Origin of the sequence: Jiangella sp. DSM 45060, assembly GCF_900105175.1 — a bacterium.
In the GTDB taxonomy this organism is placed as follows: Bacteria; Actinomycetota; Actinomycetes; order Jiangellales; family Jiangellaceae; genus Jiangella.
This window is the reverse complement of the sequence record NZ_LT629771.1, coordinates 6,851,673-6,870,754: the sequence shown is the minus strand read 5'-3', so window position 1 is coordinate 6,870,754 and position 19,082 is coordinate 6,851,673. Positions and strand designations below refer to the sequence as shown.

17 protein-coding genes are annotated in these 19,082 nt (G+C 71.0%); 4 read left to right on the top strand and 13 right to left on the bottom strand.

The genetic code is table 11. The features are described 5' to 3' along the window. Position 1: 1 nt before the first annotated feature. Genes BLU82_RS31050 through BLU82_RS30995 form a run of 12 tightly spaced genes read right to left on the bottom strand, consistent with a single transcriptional unit; the run spans position 2 to position 14,513 of the window. Positions 2-1,900 (bottom strand): FAD-dependent monooxygenase, encoded by a 1,899-nt coding sequence (locus BLU82_RS31050; RefSeq protein WP_092624693.1) that lies wholly within the window; start codon positions 1,898-1,900, stop codon positions 2-4. Beyond that, positions 1,897-3,336 (bottom strand): NAD-dependent succinate-semialdehyde dehydrogenase, encoded by a 1,440-nt coding sequence (locus BLU82_RS31045; protein ID WP_197682587.1) that lies wholly within the window; start codon positions 3,334-3,336, stop codon positions 1,897-1,899. Before BLU82_RS31045 ends, BLU82_RS31050 begins: the two co-directional genes overlap by 4 nt. Beyond that, positions 3,329-3,994: an RraA family protein gene (locus BLU82_RS31040; RefSeq protein ID WP_092624691.1), complete on the bottom strand. Its 666-nt coding sequence runs from the start codon at positions 3,992-3,994 to the stop codon at positions 3,329-3,331. The genes BLU82_RS31045 and BLU82_RS31040 overlap by 8 nt, the downstream gene beginning before the upstream one ends. Continuing rightward, the gene (locus BLU82_RS31035; RefSeq protein ID WP_092624690.1) at positions 3,991-4,641 is read right to left on the bottom strand and encodes an RraA family protein; all 651 of its coding nucleotides are present in this window, start codon (positions 4,639-4,641) and stop codon (positions 3,991-3,993) included. The genes BLU82_RS31040 and BLU82_RS31035 overlap by 4 nt, the downstream gene beginning before the upstream one ends. Before the next feature lie 7 nt (positions 4,642-4,648). Then, complete coding sequence (locus BLU82_RS31030; protein WP_092624689.1) at positions 4,649-5,344, bottom strand: RraA family protein; 696 nt, start codon at positions 5,342-5,344, stop codon at positions 4,649-4,651. After that, positions 5,341-6,489, bottom strand: a complete 1,149-nt coding sequence (locus BLU82_RS34565; protein ID WP_157741380.1) for an ABC transporter ATP-binding protein — start codon at positions 6,487-6,489, stop codon at positions 5,341-5,343. Before BLU82_RS34565 ends, BLU82_RS31030 begins: the two co-directional genes overlap by 4 nt. Continuing rightward, positions 6,486-7,505: a hypothetical protein gene (locus BLU82_RS31020; RefSeq protein ID WP_092624688.1), complete on the bottom strand. Its 1,020-nt coding sequence runs from the start codon at positions 7,503-7,505 to the stop codon at positions 6,486-6,488. The genes BLU82_RS34565 and BLU82_RS31020 overlap by 4 nt, the downstream gene beginning before the upstream one ends. After that, positions 7,498-8,556, bottom strand: a complete 1,059-nt coding sequence (locus BLU82_RS31015; RefSeq protein ID WP_231947622.1) for an amidohydrolase family protein — start codon at positions 8,554-8,556, stop codon at positions 7,498-7,500. Before BLU82_RS31015 ends, BLU82_RS31020 begins: the two co-directional genes overlap by 8 nt. Beyond that, complete coding sequence (locus BLU82_RS31010) at positions 8,553-9,662, bottom strand: ABC transporter substrate-binding protein (protein WP_092624687.1); 1,110 nt, start codon at positions 9,660-9,662, stop codon at positions 8,553-8,555. The genes BLU82_RS31015 and BLU82_RS31010 overlap by 4 nt, the downstream gene beginning before the upstream one ends. After that, on the bottom strand, positions 9,659-11,494 hold the full coding sequence (locus tag BLU82_RS31005; protein ID WP_172885739.1) for an iron ABC transporter permease: 1,836 nt from the start codon (positions 11,492-11,494) through the stop codon (positions 9,659-9,661). The genes BLU82_RS31010 and BLU82_RS31005 overlap by 4 nt, the downstream gene beginning before the upstream one ends. Positions 11,495-11,547: 53 nt before the next feature. Next, positions 11,548-13,233, bottom strand: a complete 1,686-nt coding sequence (locus BLU82_RS31000) for a thiamine pyrophosphate-binding protein (protein WP_092624685.1) — start codon at positions 13,231-13,233, stop codon at positions 11,548-11,550. Then, positions 13,230-14,513, bottom strand: a complete 1,284-nt coding sequence (locus tag BLU82_RS30995; RefSeq protein WP_092624684.1) for an FAD-dependent monooxygenase — start codon at positions 14,511-14,513, stop codon at positions 13,230-13,232. Before BLU82_RS30995 ends, BLU82_RS31000 begins: the two co-directional genes overlap by 4 nt. Before the next feature lie 88 nt (positions 14,514-14,601). Between BLU82_RS30995 and BLU82_RS34560 the strand changes: the two genes are divergently transcribed. Continuing rightward, on the top strand, positions 14,602-15,345 hold the full coding sequence (locus tag BLU82_RS34560; protein ID WP_172885738.1) for an IclR family transcriptional regulator: 744 nt from the start codon (positions 14,602-14,604) through the stop codon (positions 15,343-15,345). Positions 15,346-15,411: 66 nt separating this feature from the next. Here BLU82_RS34560 and BLU82_RS30980 read toward each other — a convergent pair whose 3' ends face one another. After that, on the bottom strand, positions 15,412-16,299 hold the full coding sequence (locus BLU82_RS30980; RefSeq protein WP_092624683.1) for a LysR family transcriptional regulator: 888 nt from the start codon (positions 16,297-16,299) through the stop codon (positions 15,412-15,414). A gap of 106 nt (positions 16,300-16,405) precedes the next feature. On the opposite strand from BLU82_RS30980, the gene BLU82_RS30975 reads away from it, so the two are divergent. The 3 genes from BLU82_RS30975 (at position 16,406) to BLU82_RS30965 (ending at position 18,933) form a co-directional block, all read left to right on the top strand. After that, positions 16,406-16,975, top strand: coding sequence for a hypothetical protein (locus tag BLU82_RS30975; protein ID WP_197683140.1), 570 nt, complete (start codon positions 16,406-16,408; stop codon positions 16,973-16,975). Beyond that, complete coding sequence (locus tag BLU82_RS30970) at positions 16,972-17,847, top strand: LLM class flavin-dependent oxidoreductase (RefSeq protein ID WP_092624682.1); 876 nt, start codon at positions 16,972-16,974, stop codon at positions 17,845-17,847. The genes BLU82_RS30975 and BLU82_RS30970 overlap by 4 nt, the downstream gene beginning before the upstream one ends. Before the next feature lie 216 nt (positions 17,848-18,063). Then, positions 18,064-18,933, top strand: coding sequence for an alpha/beta fold hydrolase (locus BLU82_RS30965; protein WP_092624681.1), 870 nt, complete (start codon positions 18,064-18,066; stop codon positions 18,931-18,933). Positions 18,934-19,082: the final 149 nt, after the last annotated feature.

The following is a 19,082-nucleotide window of genomic DNA, read 5'->3' as shown; positions in this document are numbered from 1 at the left end:
ATCACGAGGTCGAACCACGGGTGACCGCCCTTCCGTGACCGACGACGACACGGGCCGCCTCGTTGACCCGCTCGAGCAGCGGATCGACCTCGTGAACGGACCCCGGATCCGGGTCGACGACCAGCGTCACCGCGTTGATCAGCGCATCCGCCGGGTCTGCCGGCATGGTCGGTGTGCGCCAGGCGACGTGCCGGTCCGGACGAACCAGCAGCGCGCCGTCCTCCGCCGTCCCGGACAGAACCGTCCAGGAGTCCACGGCCGTCGACCCGCCGGGTTCTCGCACACCGTCCGAGAGTCCGACGACGGCGACGGCGACCGGGGCCGCGAGGACGGGCGACGCCGCCTTCAGGGCGTCCGCCCAGGCGCTGGCGGCACTGTCGCGCACCAGCAGGGTGAGCCCGTCGTGGACGACGAGGTCGTGCGTCGAGATCCGCGAGCCGTCGCGCGTCACCCACAGGTGCGGCAGATGGTGTCCCGGACGGGCGGTGGGCACATACGTGATGCTGGACTGATGGCCGTCGGGCGGCGGCGTCCCGTCTGGGACGAGTGCCCCGGAGGCGTAGGAGTACCCGGCCTCGATGTTGAGCTGGCTGTAGTCGAGAGCGTTCTCGGCCACAGCAGCCGATGCCTCGGCTCGGCGTCGGCGGCCCTCCGAGGTGTCCGAGGCCCAGATCGCGACCTGCTGCCAGCCCTCGTCCTCGGGCATCGTGGCGGACAGGCCCATCGCGGCCGCGATCGGCAGGTGCCGGTTCGAGTTCTCCATGGCGTGGGCGGTGTAGAGGGCCGCGACGGGGCGACGCTCGGTCTCGTAGCTGTCGAGCAGGGCGTCGTGACCCCACCCGCTCATGACCGCCGCGAGCTTCCAGGCGAGGTTGGCCGAGTCCTGGACGGCACAGTTGAGTCCGAGTCCGCCGGTCGGCGGGTGGCGGTGAGCGGCGTTGCCGACGAGGAACACCGGTCCCCGCCGGAACCGCCGCGCGACGACGGCCTCGTACTGCCACTGGCTGATCGCGTGGACCTCCAGGTGGTGGTCGGGTGGCAACCCGAGCAGGTCCCTGGCCGCGACCTCCGGCGCCGCGGCCACCGCGTCGGTCATCGACGCACCCGAGAGCGCGAGGGCCCACTGTGGCGACGACGCGTCGTAGCGGCCGGGTCCCAGAGCCTGCAGCACGCCACCCACGCGGCCATGGCTGCGAGGGTTGATGAAGTGGGTGATCAGTGCGTCCGGATCCGCGTAGCCGGACAGGTCGGAGGTGAAGTAGAGGCTGGAGATCGTTCGCATCCGCTGCGGCCCGTCCATGGCGACACCGAGGGCCGCGGCACAGGTGCGGCCACCGTCGGCGACGATGACGTAGCGTGCGGACACCTCATAGGTCGTGCCACGCGCGAGGTCGCGCGCGACGACGACGGCGCTGTCGTCGTCGACGCGCAGGTCGACGACCTCCTGGCCGGCGCGGACGGAATCGCCGAGGATCTCCCTGGCCTTGTCCCACAGCACCCGGTCGAGATGGATCTGCGGAACGTTGCAGAACCGCTGAGGGCTGGCGGCCCGGTATCGGGCCTCGTCGGTTCCACCGCCCCAGGCCTGGACCTCGCCGATCTTCCGACCGTGCAGTGGCGTCGGCCCGCCCAGCGACGTGTACCAGGCCACCTTGTGCCAGCGCTCGTTCTGCGGCCCGAGCTCGTAGACGCGATCGGCGATCCCGATGTCGGCGAAGACCTCCATGGTGCGCACGTTGAGCAGGTGCGCGCGCGGCAGCCGCGGGGCTTCGGACCGCCGCTCCAGCACGAGCGATCTGACGCCGGACCGCGCCAGGAGGAGTGCCGCCGTCAGCCCGGCCGGCCCGCCGCCCACGATGAGCACCGGGACGTCGACGGGGGTCGCCAGATCGTCTCTCATGCCTGACTCACCAGCTTCACGTTCAGGTAGTCGTCCAGGGCCTCGGCCCCGCCGTCCGAGCCGTAACCGCTCTGGTTGAGCCCGCCGAACGGGGTCTCCGGCCCCACCAGTTGTGCGTGGTTGATGGCGATCATCCCGGCCTGGACCTCGGCGGCCACTCGCCGAGCCGTCCGCAGCGAGTCGGTGAACGCGTACGCCGCCAGCCCGTACTCGGTGGAGTTGGCGATGTCGAACGCCTCGTCGTCGGAACCGAACGGCGTGAGCAGCGCGAGCGGTCCGAACGGCTCCTCATGCATCGCGCGCGAGTCCGGCGCGGCGGCGGCGATCACGGTGGGCCGGTAGTAGCTCCCTCGTGGCTCGCCCGCCGTGCCGCCGGCGAGCAGCTGGCCGCCGCGCGCCACGGCGTCGTCGACGAGGGACTGGATCGCGGCGACCCGCCGGTCGTGAACGAGCGGCCCCATCGTGGTGTCCGGATCGGTGCCGGGGCCGACCACCAGGCCGGCGGCGTGCTTGGCCAGTCGCGCGGCCAGGTCATCGTGCAGAGACTCGTGCACGACGAACCTGGTCGGTGAGATGCACACCTGGCCCGCGTTGCGGAACTTGGCCGCGCCCGCGGTGCGGAGCACCAGATCGAGGTCGGCATCCTCGAACACCAGGACCGGCGCGTGCCCGCCGAGTTCCAAGGAGGTTCGGATGACGCGTCGCGCGGCCAGCCCGGCGATCTCGGCGCCGACCGCCGTGGAGCCGGTGAACGTCACCTTGCGGATCGCGGGATGCCCGATCAGCCGCTCGGAGACCTGTGCCGGTTCCCCGAAGACCATCGAGAGGACGCCCGCCGGCAGACCGGCGTCCTGGCACGCCTGGGCCAGGGCCAACGCGGTGGCCGGGGTCTCCTCCGCCGGCTTGATCACGCAGGTACACCCCGCGGCGAGAGCGGCGCCGATCTTGCGGGCCGGAATCGTGATCGGGAAGTTCCAGGGGGTGAGTGCGAGCACGGGACCGACCGGCTCGCGGAGCACGAGGTCCTGGCGGTCCGCCCTGCTGGCGGGCACCACCCGGCCGTAGGCCCGGCGTCCCTCCTCGGCGAACCAGTCGAAGATGCCGGCCGCGGCATGGACCTCCGAAGTGGCTTCGGCGATCGGCTTGCCCTGCTCGAGGCTCGTCAGCCGGCCGATCTCGGCGGCTCTGGAGCGCAGGACGTCGGCCGCGCGGCGAAGAATCCGGGATCGCTGCAGCGCCGGCGTCCGACGCCATTCGGGGAACGCCGCCGCTGCCGCCTCGGCCGCCGCATCCAGGTCCTGGGGCTCGGCGAGCGGAAGCGCCGAGAGCACCTCGCCGGTGGCCGGGTTCGTGACCTCGCGGGTGGTGCGGCCCGCCTCGGCGCCCACCCATGCTCCGGCCAGGAAGTGACGGAGCTCCGGGTAGTTCTCAGTCAACGTCGTCTCCGCTCTCCGTCGTGGGCCGCAGGTCATAGATGTCCAAGGTCAGTTCGCCGGAGCGCAGTCGATCCAGGTACCCGGCCTCGGCCGCCTGGCGAGCCCGTCCGGCGGCCAGGACCTGGACGGCCCGACCGGCGGGGATCGCGACCACCCCGTCGGCGTCGCCGACGATCACGTCACCCCTGCGGACCCGCGTCCGGCCCAGGACGACCTCGTCGACGGCTCCGCGAGCGTCGCGCTTGCTGGTGCCGCGGATCGCGATGGCCGAGGCGAACACCGGGAAGTCGAGGTCCGCGATCGCCTCGGTGTCGCGGACCCCGCCGTCGATGACCAGGCCGCGGACGCCGCGGACCTGCGCGGCGACCGTCAGGACCTCGCCCCAGTAGCCGTGCTCTCCGCCGGCCGCGTTCACCACCAGCACGTCGCCGGCGCACGCCTGCTCGAGGGCGAGATGCAGGGGCAGGTTGTCACCCTCGGCGGCCTGAACGGGCAGCGCGCGGCCGGCGAGTGCCCGGCGGGCGCCGACCGGCCGCAGCCGGCTGGGAAGGTCGATCGGGAGACCCGATGCCTCGAGCACGGTGGCGGAGCCGAGGTCGCCGAGCGCGGCCAGCACGTCGTCATCGACGACGGCGGCACCGGCGGAAGGCGTCGTCATGGGCTCACCCGCGTCCGCTGCAGCTCGTGATACCCCTGGCTGGACCTGGCCACTGCCAGTGTGCGGCCCGACAGCACCTGCTGGACGATGGCGGACTCTCGCTCGTCGATCTCGCGGGCGATCATCTCGACGTCGTCGACCACGTCGCGACGGATCGCCACGACCCCGTCGGAGTCACCGAGCAGCCAGTCGCCGGGTTCCACGCGCTCCCCACCCACGGTCACCGGACCGTTGACCTCGGCGACCTCGACCCGGTCCTTGCCGGTGCGCATGAACCTGCCGCGGGAGAAGATCGGGTAGCCGACCTCCAGCGCCCGGTTCACGTCGCGGCACACGCCGTCGATGACGGTGCCGGCGACGTCGCGGTCGACCGCCATCGCGGTGAGGATGTCGCCCCACACCGTGCAGTCCTCGGCACCGCCGTTGTCGAGGACGACGACCGAGCCGGAGGGCACGTCGTCGAGGTAGTCACCCACCGTGCCCGGAACCGCGCCCACCCGGACGTATCTGACCGTGAAGGCCGGTCCGCACATCCGGATGCCATCGGCCAGGGGCCTCAGGCCGAGCAGGGCACCGGGGATGCCGAGCCGGTCCAGCGCGTCGGAGACCGTCGCGGTCGTCAGGCCGGCGAACCTCGTATCACTCATGGCGTCCTCATTGCTCCTCGTCGAGGTCACCGGGCGTCGGCCGGTGCTCGGGCGTCGGAAACGCGGTGTCGTGCATGACCTCGACGATCGAGGCTCCCGACCGCACCTGGTCGCGCATCCGTGCCTCCCGCGTGACGATGCGTTCCGCCCAGACGGCCACCTGGCCGGCCCACGCCTGCGGCACCACGACGACGCCGGTGGAGTCGGCGACGACGATGTCGCCGTCCCGGATCTCCACGCCGCCGACCTCGATCGGCTCACCGGAGGAGAGCTGCACGATCCGGCCACGGGCGCTGGTCGGCACCGACGCACGGGCGAAGACGGGGAAGGCGGCCTCGTGGCTCTCCGCGACGTCGCGGCAGGCGCCGTCGACGATCACGGCGTCCACCCCCTTCTTCAGGGCCGCCTCGGTGAGGATGCCGCCCCAGCACGAGACATCGGTCCGTCCACCGTTGGCGACGACGATGATGTCGCCGGGAGCGCCGTCCTCGACGGTGGCGGCGGCGATGTGCGCACTGGGTCCGGTCCCGGTGCGCTCGCCCGCCTGAACGGTCCGGGCGCGTCCGATGACGACACCGCGGACCGGCCAGATCGGTCTGATCCCGGTGAGCACGGACGGGGGCAGGGCCAGCGTGTCCAGGGCATCGGAGACCGCGCAGGCGTCCAGGCCGGTAACGTCGCGCAGCACGCCCAGATCGTTCATGCGCCCTCCCCGGCCTGCTCGAGACCGGCATCGTCGTGGTCGTCGCGCCGGCTCGCGAGGACGATGACGTGTTCGGGCCGGACATAGAACGTCACGGGATCTCCTGGCCGCATCGACAGCGATTGGCTGACCAACTGCTCTTCGTCGACGATCGCCTTGACGACATGGCCGCCGACGTCGATCTGCAGTCGCAGGGCGCTGCCCCAGTCGGTGGCCTTCGTCACCACTCCGTTGACAGCCATGCAGCGCGCGTCCGGCTGGCTGAACCGCAGGTGCTGGGCGCGAAACGCCACACTCACCCGGCCATCGGCCGGCGCGGGGTAGGCCGAGCGCACGACGTCGGGGCAGTGGTCGAGACGAACGTGGCAGTGGTCCCCGTCTCGCGACTCCACCGTGGCGGGCAGGATGTTCTGGAATCCCATGAAATCGGCGACGAACGTCGACTTCGGCCTGGTGTAGAGGTCGCGCGGGGTGTCGACCTGCTCGATCCGGCCGGCCCGCATCACGATGATGCGGTCGGACAGCGCGACCGCCTCCTCCTGGTCGTGGGTGACGTAGACCGAGGTGGTGCCGAGGGAGTTGTGCACTGACCTGATGTGGTCGCGCATCGCGAAGCGCAGTTTGGCGTCGAGATTGGACAGCGGTTCGTCGTACAGCATGACGTCGGGCCGGCCGACCATGGCACGGGCCAGGGCGACCCGCTGCTGCTGCCCGCCGGACAGCGCCGAGACGTTCTTGGTGTGCAGCCCGCCCAGACCCACCCGGGTGAGGGCTTCGTCGACCGCCCACCCGATCTCCGCACGCGGTGTCCTGGCCATCTTCAGCGGATAGGCGACGTTGCCGAACACGCTCATGTGCGGCCACAGGGCATAGCTCTGGAAGACCATGCCCACGCCACGCCGCTCCGGCGGGACGAAGACGCCGTCGGCGGGGGCCGCGATCAACTGATCGCCGATCCGGACGGACCCGTGGGTGGGCGCCTCCAGCCCCGCGATGCAGCGCAACGTGGTGGTCTTCCCGCACCCGCTGGGGCCGAGCAGGGTGAGGAACTCCCCGGGCGCGACGTCCAGGTCGAGCCGGTCCACCGCCGGGGCGGCCCCGGCGGAGTACGTCTTGGTCAGCGCGTTGATGGCGATGCTCTTCATGCCGGCTCCCAGGCCGCGAAGGCCATCCCGCAACCAGTACCGGCCGGGCTGCGGTAGCAGGGCTGGTAGTCGAGCACCGTGGCGGTGGCGCCCGTCGATCGCATGGCCTCCGCGACGACCAGCCAGTTGCGGATCTCGGAGGAGCCGGACCGCAGTACCGCGTCCGGCAGGTCCCGCAGGGGTTCGTGGTCGCCGCCGGCGAAGGCGTCGAGGGTCGCGCGATCGAGATCCTCGTCGACCACCATGTGACTGAGGCCGCCGGATGCGACCAGCCCGACGCGCAGATCGGACGGGAACTGCGCGATGGCCTCGCCGACGGCCGCGCCGAAGTCCAGGCAGCGGGCCGCCGATGGCGGGTTCGGGCTGTAGAAGGTGTTGACGAAGACCGGCACCACCGGCAGCAGGTCCGGACCGCCGCCCAGGATCTGCTGGAACACGAATCCCCACCCGTGCGGAATCCCGTGGTTGTCCCACTTCCCGCCGGGGAGGCGCTGGGACGCCGCCGGGTCGAACCCGGCCCGTGAGGTGTGCCGAACCAGCTGCAGGGCGAGCTCGGGATGCCCGCGGCGCAGGGTGTGGGTGTCCGGCTGATTCGCGATCTCGGCCACCGCCAGCCCAGGGCCCATGCCGTCCAGTTGTTCCTGGCTGTACGGCACGTGGTCCATCGATTCGCCCCAGTAGACGGCGAACTGCGGGAGAAGGTCGTCGCCGAAGACCTCCTTGTGGTCGCTGCTCACCACGACCAGGGCGTCGAGACGGGCGTCGTCGACCAGCGCGCCCAGCGCGGTGATGGCGGCTCGGCAGGCGGCGTGCTTGGCCCGCCACACCTCCTCGCTGCAGTGGTCGGCGAAGGCGTTTCCGCGCGCCTGGGCCAGCTCCGGGTAGGTGTGCGCCTCGCCGCGGAAGATCAGCGCGGGATTGGCCTCGTCGGCTGGTCGACGAGCGCCCCACTGCTCCGGCGGCGTGTTCAGCATCGGCCCGTGGGAGGTGCCGATGCCCAGCACGAGTTCAGCCACGGGTGGCTCCTTCGCTGTCGGCGCCGGCCAGGTCGAGCTTGAACAACTCCACGGTGTTGTCGCGGTAGAGGGCCTGGCGCTGATGGTCGTCGAGCCAGTCGATCGCGTCGACGAGATGATGGATGTCGTCGATCCACCGGCCGGTTTCGGGGTCGCGCACAGAACCGGTGCCCGGCTTCTCGGTGCCGAACAGGCATCGGTCGACTCCGACCGAGCGCAGCAGCAGCTCGATCGAGTCCTGCGTGTAGAGGCAGGTGTCGTACCACAGCTTGCGCAGCTGTTCGTCGAACGACGCCGCGCCCGCGCGGCGGATCGGTCCGGGGCGGAACCGGCCGCGTTGGTAGGGAACGGCCCCGCCACCATGCGAGACGACGATCTTGAGGTCGGGGAAGTCCTGGAACACCTGCGACTGGAGCAGGCCGATGACCGCCTGCGTCTCCTCCTGGATGAAGTGCAACGAGTAGCTCTCCCGGGCCGGCGGCCGACAGGCGGCAGAGTGGATGAACGCCGGAACATCGAGCTCGCAGAGAACCTCGTAGAGCGGGTACCAGAACCGATCTCCGAGCGCGGGCGGCACCGCCGTCCCCTCGTACGGGTCGGGGTTCAGCACCGCGCCGACGAAGCCGAGGTCGGTGACGCAGCGCCGGAGTTCGGCGGCCCAGGTCTCCGGGGCGAGTTCCATGCTCTGCGGCAGGCCGGCGATGCCCTGGAAACGTCCGGGCTCACTCGCGCAAACCCGGGCGATGACGTCGTTGGTGCTCTCGGTGAACCATTCGACGAGCTTGGCCGGAGTCTCGCTGTGCATCATCTGGAACGGCCGCGGCGAGATCAGCTGCAGGTCGATGCCGGCCTCGTCGAGATGGTCGAGGTGGGAGACGTTCCCGAAGCTGGGATTCGGCGCCCGCAGCGCGGCGGCGATCTGGTCATCGCTGATGTGCGGTCTGCCCCGCCCGTGCGCCCCGCGGTGGGAGAGCAGTCCCGCCTTGTAGGCGTACAGCTCCGCCGGGGCCGACACGTGGCCGTGACAGTCGATCTTGCTCGGCGCGTTCACTTCGGCCAGACCTCCTGGATCGTCTCGAGTGCCTGTTGCGTCTCGCTCGCCACGGTCTCCAGCGGCGTGCTCCGGATCAGGTCGAGGTCACGCATCGGCGGGAAGTCCGCGGGCCCGTCGCTGTCCGGCATCGTCGGGTAGTAGCCGACCGCGGCCAGGGCCTGCTGGCCCTCCGGAGTGAACAGCCAGTTCATCAGCAGCTTGGCGGCGTTGGGGTTGGGAGCGCCGTCGATCAGGCCGAGGTAGTGCCCGGACACGTACGAGCCGCCCTCCGTGGGGAACACGAACCCCATCGGGGCTCCCTTCGCGGACTCGCGGATGAAGAAGCTGTAGGGGTAGTAGCCCGCGATGTCGAACTCGCCACTGGCCACGGCCGCACCGGTGTTCTGGGATCCGTTCTCGTTGTGCGGCTCCTGCGAGGCCATGGCGTTCAGGTACTCCTGGCCGAAGCGCTCGTCGGCGAGCAGCGCTCGGAAGGCCGACAGCGAGGAACCCGACACCGTCGGATCGTCCATCACGATCCGGCCCCGCCACGTCTCGTCCTTGAGCTCGTCCCACGTCTGCGGGGCGTCGCCGGAGTCGACGGCGTTGGTGTTGTAGCCGATGCCGAACGGCAGTGCGGCCGCGGCGTGGACGGTGTTGGTGGGTTCGGTCCAGCGGGGGTCCAGCCCCTCGGCCGTGAGAGGCGTGTACGGCACGTACTTGCCCTCCTCGATATGGCCCGCGACGGAGGTGTCGCCGCCCTGGACGAGGTCGCCCACGTGCTGACCGCTGGCGAACTCGTTGCTGATCTTGCTGTCGAAGTCCGGCCCGGTCAGGTGCTCGCCACTCACCTGGATGCCCGGGTAGCGCGCCATGAAGACCTCGTACACGGGTCCGCGGTCGTTCTCGCCGGCGCCGTAGATGGTGACGCGGTCTTCACCGGCGTCCTGAGCCGCCTGGTAGAGCCGATCCATCTCGTCGACGACCTCCTGGCTGCCCAGAGCCTCGACCTCGTCGGCGACCCCGGTCGGTTCGGGCGCCACCGCGCTCTCGTCGGGCGTGCCGCACGCGGCGAGGCCCGCCAACACGACGCCGGCAAACACTGCTGTGGTGGAACGCTTCATGGCTCTCTCCTGGAACCCGCTGACTTCACGACGGTGGGGAGTCCACCGGGGACGGCGGCTGACGGCTCGGCGGCCACATCGGCCTCCGACGCGCTACGGACAGCCTCAGACGCGACGGGAATCGTCCGCGTCATGGGAACCTGATCGGCGCTCGGCGCATCGGGTCCGGAGCGATCACGGCGCCGGCGATTCGACCGGCTGATCACCCGGACCGTCAGGCTGCCGACGACGAACAGCACCAGCAGGGCGCCGAGCAGGATGACGAACAGGGCTGCTGCCTGGGAGGTCTCGCCCTGGCTGTGCAGGTTGTAGACGACCAGGGGAACGGTCGCGCTGTCGGTCGTCGACAACAGCATCGGGATGGTGAGGTTCCCCGAGACCAGGATCGCGACCAGGAACCACCCGGCCAGAAGGCTCGGAGCGATCAGGGGAACCACGATGCTGAAGAACATCCGTACCGGGCGGGCGCCGCTGACCCGAGCGGACTCCTCGAGCTCACGGCCCACCTGGCGCAGCGCCGGCTGCACCGCGCGCGTGGCCAGCGGCACGGCCGAGATCATGAGGCCGATCACGACGATGCCCAGCGAGCCGTACAGGCTGCGCAGCCCGGGGATGCTCACGAACAGCCAGGCGATGCCCAGCGCGAGGATGATGCCCGGCATGGCGAACGGGAGCCAGGTCATCACCTCCAGCGCCCTGCGCAGGCGACTGCGGCTGTGCGTGATCGCGTAGCTGATCAGCAGGGTCATCAGAATGGCGCACAGACCGCCCACGACGGCCACGATCGCCGTGGTGCGCAGCGCCGCCGTCGTGGTCGGCTCGCTGAACAGCAACTGATAGTTGATCGTCGAGTACACCCCGCCGCCGAGGTACGGCTGGAAGCTGCCCGCGACCAACTGGGCCATGGGCAGTGCCACGGCGAGGGTGATGTAGCCGACGATGAGCAGCGTGCCCGCCCAGCGCCAAGGGCCGATCGACCAGCGGTCGGTGCGGTCGTTCTTCCCGGTGACGGTGGTGAAGTCGCGGCTGCCCAGGATCCGCCACTGGACCACGACGAGGACGACCACCACGACGGCGAGCAGCAGCGACAGCGCTCCCGCGGCGCCGTAGTCCGCCGGCGTCCGGTCCCGGATCTGGCTGAAGATCTCGGTGGCGAACACGTCGATGCCGGCAGGCGTGCCGAGCAGCAGTGGCACGTCGAAGAACTCGAGGCCCGCGACGAAGCTGAGGATGCACACGCCCAGCAGGGACGGCCCGAGCAGGGGGACGTCGACACGGAGGAAGGTGCGCAGGCGACCGGCGCCGAAGACCCGCGAGGCCTCTTCCAGGCTGCGGTTCATGGCCATCAGCGGACCGAGCAGGACGAAGTAGGCGAACGCGGTCGACTTCAGCGAGGTGACGACGACGATGCCGCTCCAGCTGTAGGTGTCCCACAGTGGCGTCTCGGCGCCGGTGAGGTCCTGCCAGAAGCTGTTGATCGTGCCGATGCGCGGGTTGCCCAGCATCGCCCAGCTGATTCCGTAGAACAGCGGCGGGAGGGCGATGACCAGCATCATCGACGGTGTGACCAACCGCCGCAGCGGGGTGTCCGTCCTGGCGACGATGAAGGCGAGCAACAGCCCGGTGACGGTGGAGATGACCATGACGCCCAGGGCCAGCAGCACCGAGTCGCCGAGCACCGAGTACGTGCCGGCGTCGCCGTAGGCGCGGCGGAAGGCGTCGAACGACCACTGCGCGGGCCGGCCCGGAGTGGCGTCTCGGATCGCGCCGACGGCAAGCATGACGACGGGCATCGCGAACAGGAAGAAGGCGACCACGGTCAGGAGCAGCATCGACCGTCGGCTCGAGAAGGGACCGGTGGAGGGCTCCCGCAGCCTGCCCAGCATCATTCCTCCCTTGCCGAGGTCATCAGTTCCACCAGTGACGGCCCACGCGAGCGCGAGCCGCGTTCGATCGCGGCCGCCACCCCGTCCGGCGTCAGGACCCGTTCGCTGGGCAGCCCGAACCCGCCCGCGATCTGGGCGAGGTGCGGCCCACTCAGGTCCGTGCCCAGCCAGTCGCCGCGACGTACCGCCTCGCCCCCGAACCGCCCGAGAGCGAGGCCCACCGCCGCGAACGCCTCGTTGTTCAGGACCACGAAGGTGACCTGGGCTCGATACCGCTGCGCCGTCCACAACGCGGCCAGCCCGAACTGGAAGACGCCGTCGCCCAGGAATGCCAGAACCCGGCGCTCCGGCTGCGCCAGCGCGACGCCGATCGCCGCGCCCAGACCCCACCCGAGCGAGCCGGAGGAGGTGGTCAGGACCTGGTCGGGCCGGGTCTGGGGAAGGGCTCCGAGCAGGGCCGGGCCGGCCGTCGTCGCGTCGACGACGTAGTTCTCCTCGCCGGTGAGGGCTTCGGCCACGGAGCTCACCCAGCCGGCGAGACCGTGGTGCGCGGGTGAGCCGTGCGGGCTCAGCGAAGGGCCGGCGCCACTCGCCGGCGTCGGCGCCCGAGCCGGTGTCGTGGCCGGCCGCGGGCCGAGCGCGTCGAGGAGGTCCCGCACCACCTCACCGGTGTGCCCGACCAGGGCGTGGTCGACCTGATGCAGCCGGCCGATGCGGCTCGGGTCGACGTGGACGTGGACCACCGTCGCCGTGGTGGGCAACGCCGGAGCGCCGTTGACGTCGAACTCCCGGAAGACCTGGCATCCGGCGAAGACGACCAGGTCGGCGTTCGCGACCGCAGGATGGCGCACGTCATAGCTGCCCTGGAAGGCGGGGTGCTGCGTGGGATAGCTGGAGCGCTCGAACCCGCGGCGGTCCTCATGGAGCACCGTCGCGTCGAGCCGCTCGGCCAGGGTGACCATGAGATCGCTCGCGCCGTGACGGGCGACCTCCCCGCCCGAGACGAGGACGACGCGGGTCGCCGCGGTGAGCACGTCCGCCACGCCGCGCAGCTCCGCCCGCGACGGACGGCTCCGGCGCGGTCCCGGCAGCGGACGCGGGTAGCGCGGATCGACGGCGTCGGTCGTCTCCAGCAGCTCTTGGGGCAGGCCCAGCCAGACCGGCCCGGCCGGCTCGGCGGTGGCGATGCTCAGGGCCCGCTCCAGGTCGGCCGGCAGGGAGTCGGGCGTGGCGGGTACCCGGTCCCACTTGACCAGGTCACGAAGCCCCAGGTCGGGATGGGGCAGCGTGGTGAACCCGTCACGGCCCGCGAGCACCGACGGCTTGAGCCCGTTCAGGATGAGCACCGGTGCGTAGGCGATCCGCGCGGCGGACAGATGGGCCAGCACATTGGCGAGGCCGACGTTGGTGTGCACATACACGACGGCGGGCCCGCCGCTGAGCCGTGCCTCGGCGTCGGCGGCCGCGATGGCCGTCGACTCGTGGCTGACGAGGACGAGCTCGATGTCGTCCCGGCCGACGAAGGCGTCCAGCATGGCGGCCTCGGTGCTGCCGGGGCAGCAGTAGACCCGCGCGACGCCCCAGGCGACCAGGATGTCGAGCACCTGCCGGGTGACCGGCGTGCCGCCGAGCTCGCGATCGGCGACGATCGCGCTGCCGAGTTCCGTTCCGGCCGTAGTTCTCATCGTGACTCCTCGTTCCGCTCGCGCGCACCGGCACCGGACAGGGAGGCGGACGTGTCCGGAGCGGGATGTCGGGTCGTCGCGACCTTGAGGTAGCGACCCGTGATGGCTTGTGCTTCCGCCTCCGTGACGATCTCAGACATCGCGCGCACAGGCGCGTCGCCGCTGCGCTCGTAGACGGTCCGCAGGATGGCGTCGGGCGGTTCGGCGCGGTTCATGCGCACCACCGCCGCGGTCACCTGCAGCCGTTCGTCCTCGTAGGCGGCGAAGGCCTGCGCCGGGTCGTCCGCCCGGGCCAGGATCCTGGCGAGGGCGGCCGCGTCGAGGATGGCCTGACCGGCGCCGTTGGAGCCTCGCGGCACCATCGGATGAGCGGCGTCACCGAGGAGGGTCAGCCGTCCCCGGCTCCAGAACGGGAGCGGGTCCTGGTCGACCATCGGGTACTCGAGGATCTGCTCGGAGCGCCCGAGGAGCTCCGGAACGTCGAGCCAGTCGAAGCGCCAGTCGGCGAACCGGTCGGCGAAGTCCGTCAGCCGGCCCCGGCGTTGCCAGTCTCGCTCGCCCCGCCGAGGCATCTCGATCTCGGCGACCCAGTTGACGAGTTGAAGGCCGCCGGGCAGGCCGTTGCGGATGGGGTAGGTGACCAGCTTGCCGGGCTGGAGCCAGCCGGCGCGGACCATCGTGGCGCCGCTCAGGAAGCGCGGGTGGGCGGCCACGCCCCGCCACATCATCACCCCGGAGTAGCGCGCGGGTCCTTCGTCCGGATGCAGCGTCCTGCGGATCACCGAGTGGATCCCGTCGCAGCCCACGACGGACTCGGCGACGACCGGGTCGAGCGGGTCACCGTTGTCGTCGATGAAGTGGAGCTCGACGCGGTCGCCGACCTCTCGGACGCGCTCGAGGCGCCTGTTCGTCACGATGGCGTCGTCCCCGCAACGGCGCCGTACCGCGTCCACCAGGACGGAGTGCAGGTCGCCGCGGTGGATGGAGTACTGCGGGTGCTCGTGCCCCGCCCACCTGCCGGCCGGCTCGGTGAAGATGTGCTGACCGAAACGGTTGAAGAAGGCTGCCTCGCGAGTCAGCACCGCCCTGTCCGTGAGCTGCTCCTCGAGTCCGAGCCCGGCCAGGACCGCGGAGGCGTGCGGCAGCACGTTGATCCCGACGCCCAGTGCCTGCAGGCGAGGTGCGGCCTCGTAGATCCGGCTCCGGATGCCGTGCCGCTCCAACTCCAGCGCCAGCACCAGTCCCCCGATGCCGCCGCCGACTATGGAAACGGTTCTCACGCGTCCTCCCAGCTCGTCTCGTCCAGCGTGCCGCTCACGTTACCGACGTGTTTCCGGCATGCGGGCAAAGCTGCTACGATTTCCCGTCATGCGGGAAACGCTGACCTCCGTCGTCAACGCCGTCCGGCTGGTGCAACTACTCGCCGAACGCGGACACCTGCGGGTCACCGAGGCGAGCAGGGAGCTGGGAATCAGCACGTCCACCAGCCATCGACTGCTCACGACGCTGGTGGACGAGGGTTTCGTCGAGCGCGATCGCGTCACCAAGGACTACCGACTGGGCCGGGTGCTGGTCGAGATCGGCCTCGCCGCCCTGGGCGATCTCGACATTCGCCGATCCGCACATCACCACATGGCTCGACTCGCCGCCCGGCTGGACGAGACGGTGCACCTGTTGGTCCTCCAGGGGGCCGGGGCACGGTTCATCGACGGTGTCGAGAGTCAGCAGCTGATCCGGGTGACCATCCGGACGGGCACGCTGCTACCGGCGCATGCCACCTCCGGCGGGAAGGTGCTCCTGGCCGAGATGCCGCGCAAGGAGCTGGAACGTCTCCTCAGCGCCGACCTGCCGACGGTCACCGACCAGACCATCCACGCCCTCCCGGATCTGGTCGAGGAGTTCGAGGAGATCCGCAGGCTCGGCTACGCCCTCAATCGCGGCGAGAGCGACCAGGCGCTGCGAGCCATCGCCGTCCCGATCCGCGACGGCGCCGGCCGCGCCGTGGCCAGCATCGCCATCAGCGTGCCCACCGCCCGCGGCAAGATCAGCCGGCTCCGCGGTTTCGTCGAGCCGCTCAAACAGACCGCGGCCGCCATCTCCAAGGATCTCTGAGGTCGTCGCGACCCAGCCCGAGCCGGCCACACCCGTCCTGGCCCATGTCGGCCCACAGGCGCCGCGTCAGGCGAGATCCGCAACGGCCCTGGTGACCACAGTGTGCAGAGCGGCCAGCGCCGGGCGCTGTTCGCCGCCGCGGCGGTGCGTGAGCGCGACCCGGCGCTGCTCGGGCAGCTCGGTGAACGTCAGGCCGGCCGGCGGATCGACGGTGGCCAGCCTGGGCACGATGGCGACCCCCTGGCCGGCTGCGACCAGCGCGAGCGCAGTGGGGAAGTCGTCGATCCGGTGCCGCACCTGGGGCGTGAACCCGGCGGCCTGACAGATCCGCTCGACGGCGAGCCGGCACAGCGTGCCCGGGCTGCCCAGCACCCAGGCGGCACCGCGGAAAGACGCGACCGGGTTGCCGGACGGGTCGGGCGGCTGCGTCGCGGCGAGGAACAGCGACTCGGACAGCACGACGGTCGAGGTCAGCGCGGGATGGTCCGGCTGCGGCACGTGGTCGTAGTCGTGTGTCAGAGCGACGTCCAGCTCGCCGGTCCGGGTCAGGTCGGCGGCGACGACCGGGTCGGCTTCGACGACGGTGAACTCCAGGCCGGGATGGTCGTGCCCGAGGATGGCCAGCGCCGGCGGCAGGATCGCCCGGGCGGCGGATGGAAATGCGCCGATCCTCAGCACGTCGGTCAACTGTGCCTTCGTCGCGGCGATCGAGGACTCCGCGCGTTCGAGCTGGTCCAGGATCGCCTCGGTGTGCGTGACCAGCCGGCGAGCGATCGGGGTCAGCTGCACCCGCCGGCCGGACCGTTCCAGCAGCGATACGCCGGCTTCACGCTCGAGGATGGCCAACTGCTGCGACACGGCCGACGGCGTGTACGAGAGTGCCTGGGCCACCGCCGCGATCGTGTCGCGATACGCCAGCTCTCGCAGCAGCCGGAGCCGATGGACATCGAGCATAAGCTCAGCTTACGACCGGACGAAGAAATGTGAACTACTACTGCATCGTCGTGTCGGTCATCCTGTAGCCGTGCGCACACGGTTGGTCGATCTCTACGTCGGTCTGATGCTGTTCGGTGTCAGCATCGCGCTCATGCTCGAGGCCGGCTTGGGCCTGAGCCCGTGGGACGTCTTCCACCAGGGCCTGGCCGAGCGGTCCGGGCTGCGCTTCGGCTGGGTCGTCATCGGCGTGAGCATCGTCGTGTTGCTGCTGTGGATCCCGCTGCGCGTCCGGCCGGGCATCGGGACGGTCAGCAACGTCGTCCTGGTCGGATTGACCGCGGACGCCGCGGTGGCAGTCCTGCCCGAGCCCGAGCACCTCGCCGCCCGAGCGGCCTTCCTGGCCGTCGGCATCGTCGGCAACGGGCTGGCGACGGCGTTGTACGTCGGCGCCGGGCTCGGCCCCGGGCCGCGTGACGGGCTGATGACCGGGCTGGCCGGGCGCGGACACTCGATCCGGGTCGCGCGCACGTCGATCGAGGTGGCGGTGCTGGCCGCAGGCTGGCTGCTCGGTGGCACCGTCGGAGCCGGAACCGTCCTGTACGCCGTCAGCATCGGCCCGATCGTCCACGTCCTCCTTCCCCGCCTCACGGTGCCAGGACGCAGTCCGGCACCGGCTACATCGGAAAGGTCATGATGGAACTACAGTTCGGGCTCGCCGTGTCGCCCTCGGCCCAGCCTGGTGCGGACCCGGTCCGTGACGGTGTCCTGGCCGAAGGGCTCGGCTTCGACTTCATCTCCGTCTCCGACCATCCGTGCGGGGTGGTGCCGAACTTCGAGGCGTGGACGGTGCTGTCGTGGATCGCCGCGGCGACCTCGCGAATCCGGATCGCCACCCGCGTGCTCGGCGTGCCCTACCGGCCGCCCGCGCTGGTGGCGAAGATGGCCGAGACGTTCCACCGGCTCTCCGGCGGCCGGCTGATCCTCGGCCTCGGCGGCGGGTACTCCGACGATGAGTTCCGCGCGTTCGGCCTCCGGGTGCCGACACCGGGAGAGAAGGTCCGCGGACTGGTCGAGGCCATCGACATCATCCGCGGCCTGTGGTCGGAGCCGGACTTCAGCTACGAAGGCCGGCTCCACCACACCGAGCGGGCAAACATCGCGCCCCGGCCGGAGCCGGCCATCCCGATCTGGCTCGGCACCTTCGGCGACCAGGCACTGGCCGTCACCGGGCGGCTGGCCGACGGCTGGATCCCGTCGCACGGGTTCGCCCCACCCGAGCGGGCCGCAGTGATGCGGGCGCGCGTCCGCCGGGCGGCCGAGGAGGCGGGCCGCGACCCGGAGGACGTCACGTGTGCGTATCACCTGGAGGTCCACCTCGGTGAGCCTGCCAGCGCGGAGCCGGGCGTGGTCGCCGGCTCCGCTGCGGAGGTCGCCAAGCGGCTCACCGGCTTCGCCGAGCTCGGCTTCACCACGCTGAGCCTTTCCCTCACCGGTCCCGGCCAGGCCGACCAAGCCCGTCGGCTGGCCCACGACGTCATCCCTGTGGTGCGCGCCGAGGTAGCCTGACGCGCTGCTGATCCAACCGCGGTGCGCCCCGATCGTCACGCTGTCGTTGCGCACCTCGACGTCGACGGTGACCCGGTCTGCACTGCCGTCCGACCGATCTGCACCGCGAGGTCGGAGCCCCCTCCCGATGGGTAGGTCTGCCGATGCGTGCCGAACCCGCGGTCGGCGACGCTGGTGAGACGGAATCTCGGGACGTGGAGCCGAAGGAGCGGGACCATGAACGCCAAGGGCGAGGTCACCGGGGTCGCACGATCGGCGTCGGCGGTCATCAACGGAGTCCGGATCAGCTACGCATCGACGGCGGGTCCGGGCGAACCACTGGTATTGGTGCACGGGTCGTGGGGGTCGCGCCACAATTGGGACCCCGTGATCCCGGGCCTAGCGGGGCACTTCCAGGTGGTGGCCTACGATCGGCGCGGGCACAGTGAGAGTGAACGGCCGCCGGGGCAAGGGAGTTTCGCCGAGGACGTGGACGATCTGGCGGAGCTGATCGAGCACCTTCGGCTCGCGCCGGCCTGGGTGGTCGGGAACTCAGCGGGCGCGGTCATCACCCTCAAACTCGCCGCCGCACGCCCGGAACTTCTGCGGGGCATCGTGGTCCACGAGCCCCCGATGTGGTCGCTCGTCCACGAGGGCACCGCTGGGCGTGCCGCATTCGCCGAGGCTGCGAACGGGCCGCTGGCCGAGGTCCTGCGGCGCATCGAGTTGGGAGACAACGCCGGCGCGGCCGAGCTGTTCGTCGAGGAGGTGGCGCTTGGTGCGGGCTGCTGGCCAGAGTTGCCCGTGAGCATGCGCGAGACGATGGTGCACAACGCGCCGACGTTCCTTGACGAGGGCCGCGACCCGGAGGCTGCCACGATCGATGAAGCCGCGCTCGCCCGATTCGCCGGCCCGGTGCTCCTCACGTCGGGTGACCAGAGTCCGCCGCTCTTCGGTCCGGTGCTCGACCGGCTGGAACAGGTGCTCCCCCACCCGCTGCGCCGGACGTATGTCGGCGCCGGACACGTTCCGTACGTCACGCACTCCGAGCAGTACATCGCCAGCCTGATCGACTTCGCGCGCGCCCGGACGAGAGCACGGTCATGACCGGCGGCGCAGGACCCCCGATCTCCGCCTCCCGGGTCGGCGAGCTGGGACCCGACGTCGCGACCATGGCGTGGACCGTCGCGGCGGCGGCGCGAGCGGTGACCGGTCCGGCTGCTCGAAGGGCACGCCACTCCGCCCATCACACCGAG

What these genes read in the sequence shown, in the direction of transcription:
- BLU82_RS31050 (WP_092624693.1), bottom strand. Translation starts at nt 1,900, where the DNA reads ATGAGAGACGATCTGGCGACCCCCGTCGACGTCCCGGTGCTCATCGTG.
- BLU82_RS31040 (WP_092624691.1), bottom strand. Translation starts at nt 3,994, where the DNA reads ATGACGACGCCTTCCGCCGGTGCCGCCGTCGTCGATGACGACGTGCTG.
- BLU82_RS31035 (WP_092624690.1), bottom strand. Translation starts at nt 4,641, where the DNA reads ATGAGTGATACGAGGTTCGCCGGCCTGACGACCGCGACGGTCTCCGAC.
- BLU82_RS31030 (WP_092624689.1), bottom strand. Translation starts at nt 5,344, where the DNA reads ATGAACGATCTGGGCGTGCTGCGCGACGTTACCGGCCTGGACGCCTGC.
- BLU82_RS34565 (WP_157741380.1), bottom strand. Translation starts at nt 6,489, where the DNA reads ATGAAGAGCATCGCCATCAACGCGCTGACCAAGACGTACTCCGCCGGG.
- BLU82_RS31010 (WP_092624687.1), bottom strand. Translation starts at nt 9,662, where the DNA reads ATGAAGCGTTCCACCACAGCAGTGTTTGCCGGCGTCGTGTTGGCGGGC.
- BLU82_RS31005 (WP_172885739.1), bottom strand. Translation starts at nt 11,494, where the DNA reads ATGCTGCTCCTGACCGTGGTCGCCTTCTTCCTGTTCGCGATGCCCGTC.
- BLU82_RS31000 (WP_092624685.1), bottom strand. Translation starts at nt 13,233, where the DNA reads ATGAGAACTACGGCCGGAACGGAACTCGGCAGCGCGATCGTCGCCGAT.
- BLU82_RS34560 (WP_172885738.1), top strand. Translation starts at nt 14,602, where the DNA reads ATGCGGGAAACGCTGACCTCCGTCGTCAACGCCGTCCGGCTGGTGCAA.
- BLU82_RS30980 (WP_092624683.1), bottom strand. Translation starts at nt 16,299, where the DNA reads ATGCTCGATGTCCATCGGCTCCGGCTGCTGCGAGAGCTGGCGTATCGC.
- BLU82_RS30975 (WP_197683140.1), top strand. Translation starts at nt 16,406, where the DNA reads ATGCTGTTCGGTGTCAGCATCGCGCTCATGCTCGAGGCCGGCTTGGGC.
- BLU82_RS30970 (WP_092624682.1), top strand. Translation starts at nt 16,972, where the DNA reads ATGATGGAACTACAGTTCGGGCTCGCCGTGTCGCCCTCGGCCCAGCCT.
- BLU82_RS30965 (WP_092624681.1), top strand. Translation starts at nt 18,064, where the DNA reads ATGAACGCCAAGGGCGAGGTCACCGGGGTCGCACGATCGGCGTCGGCG.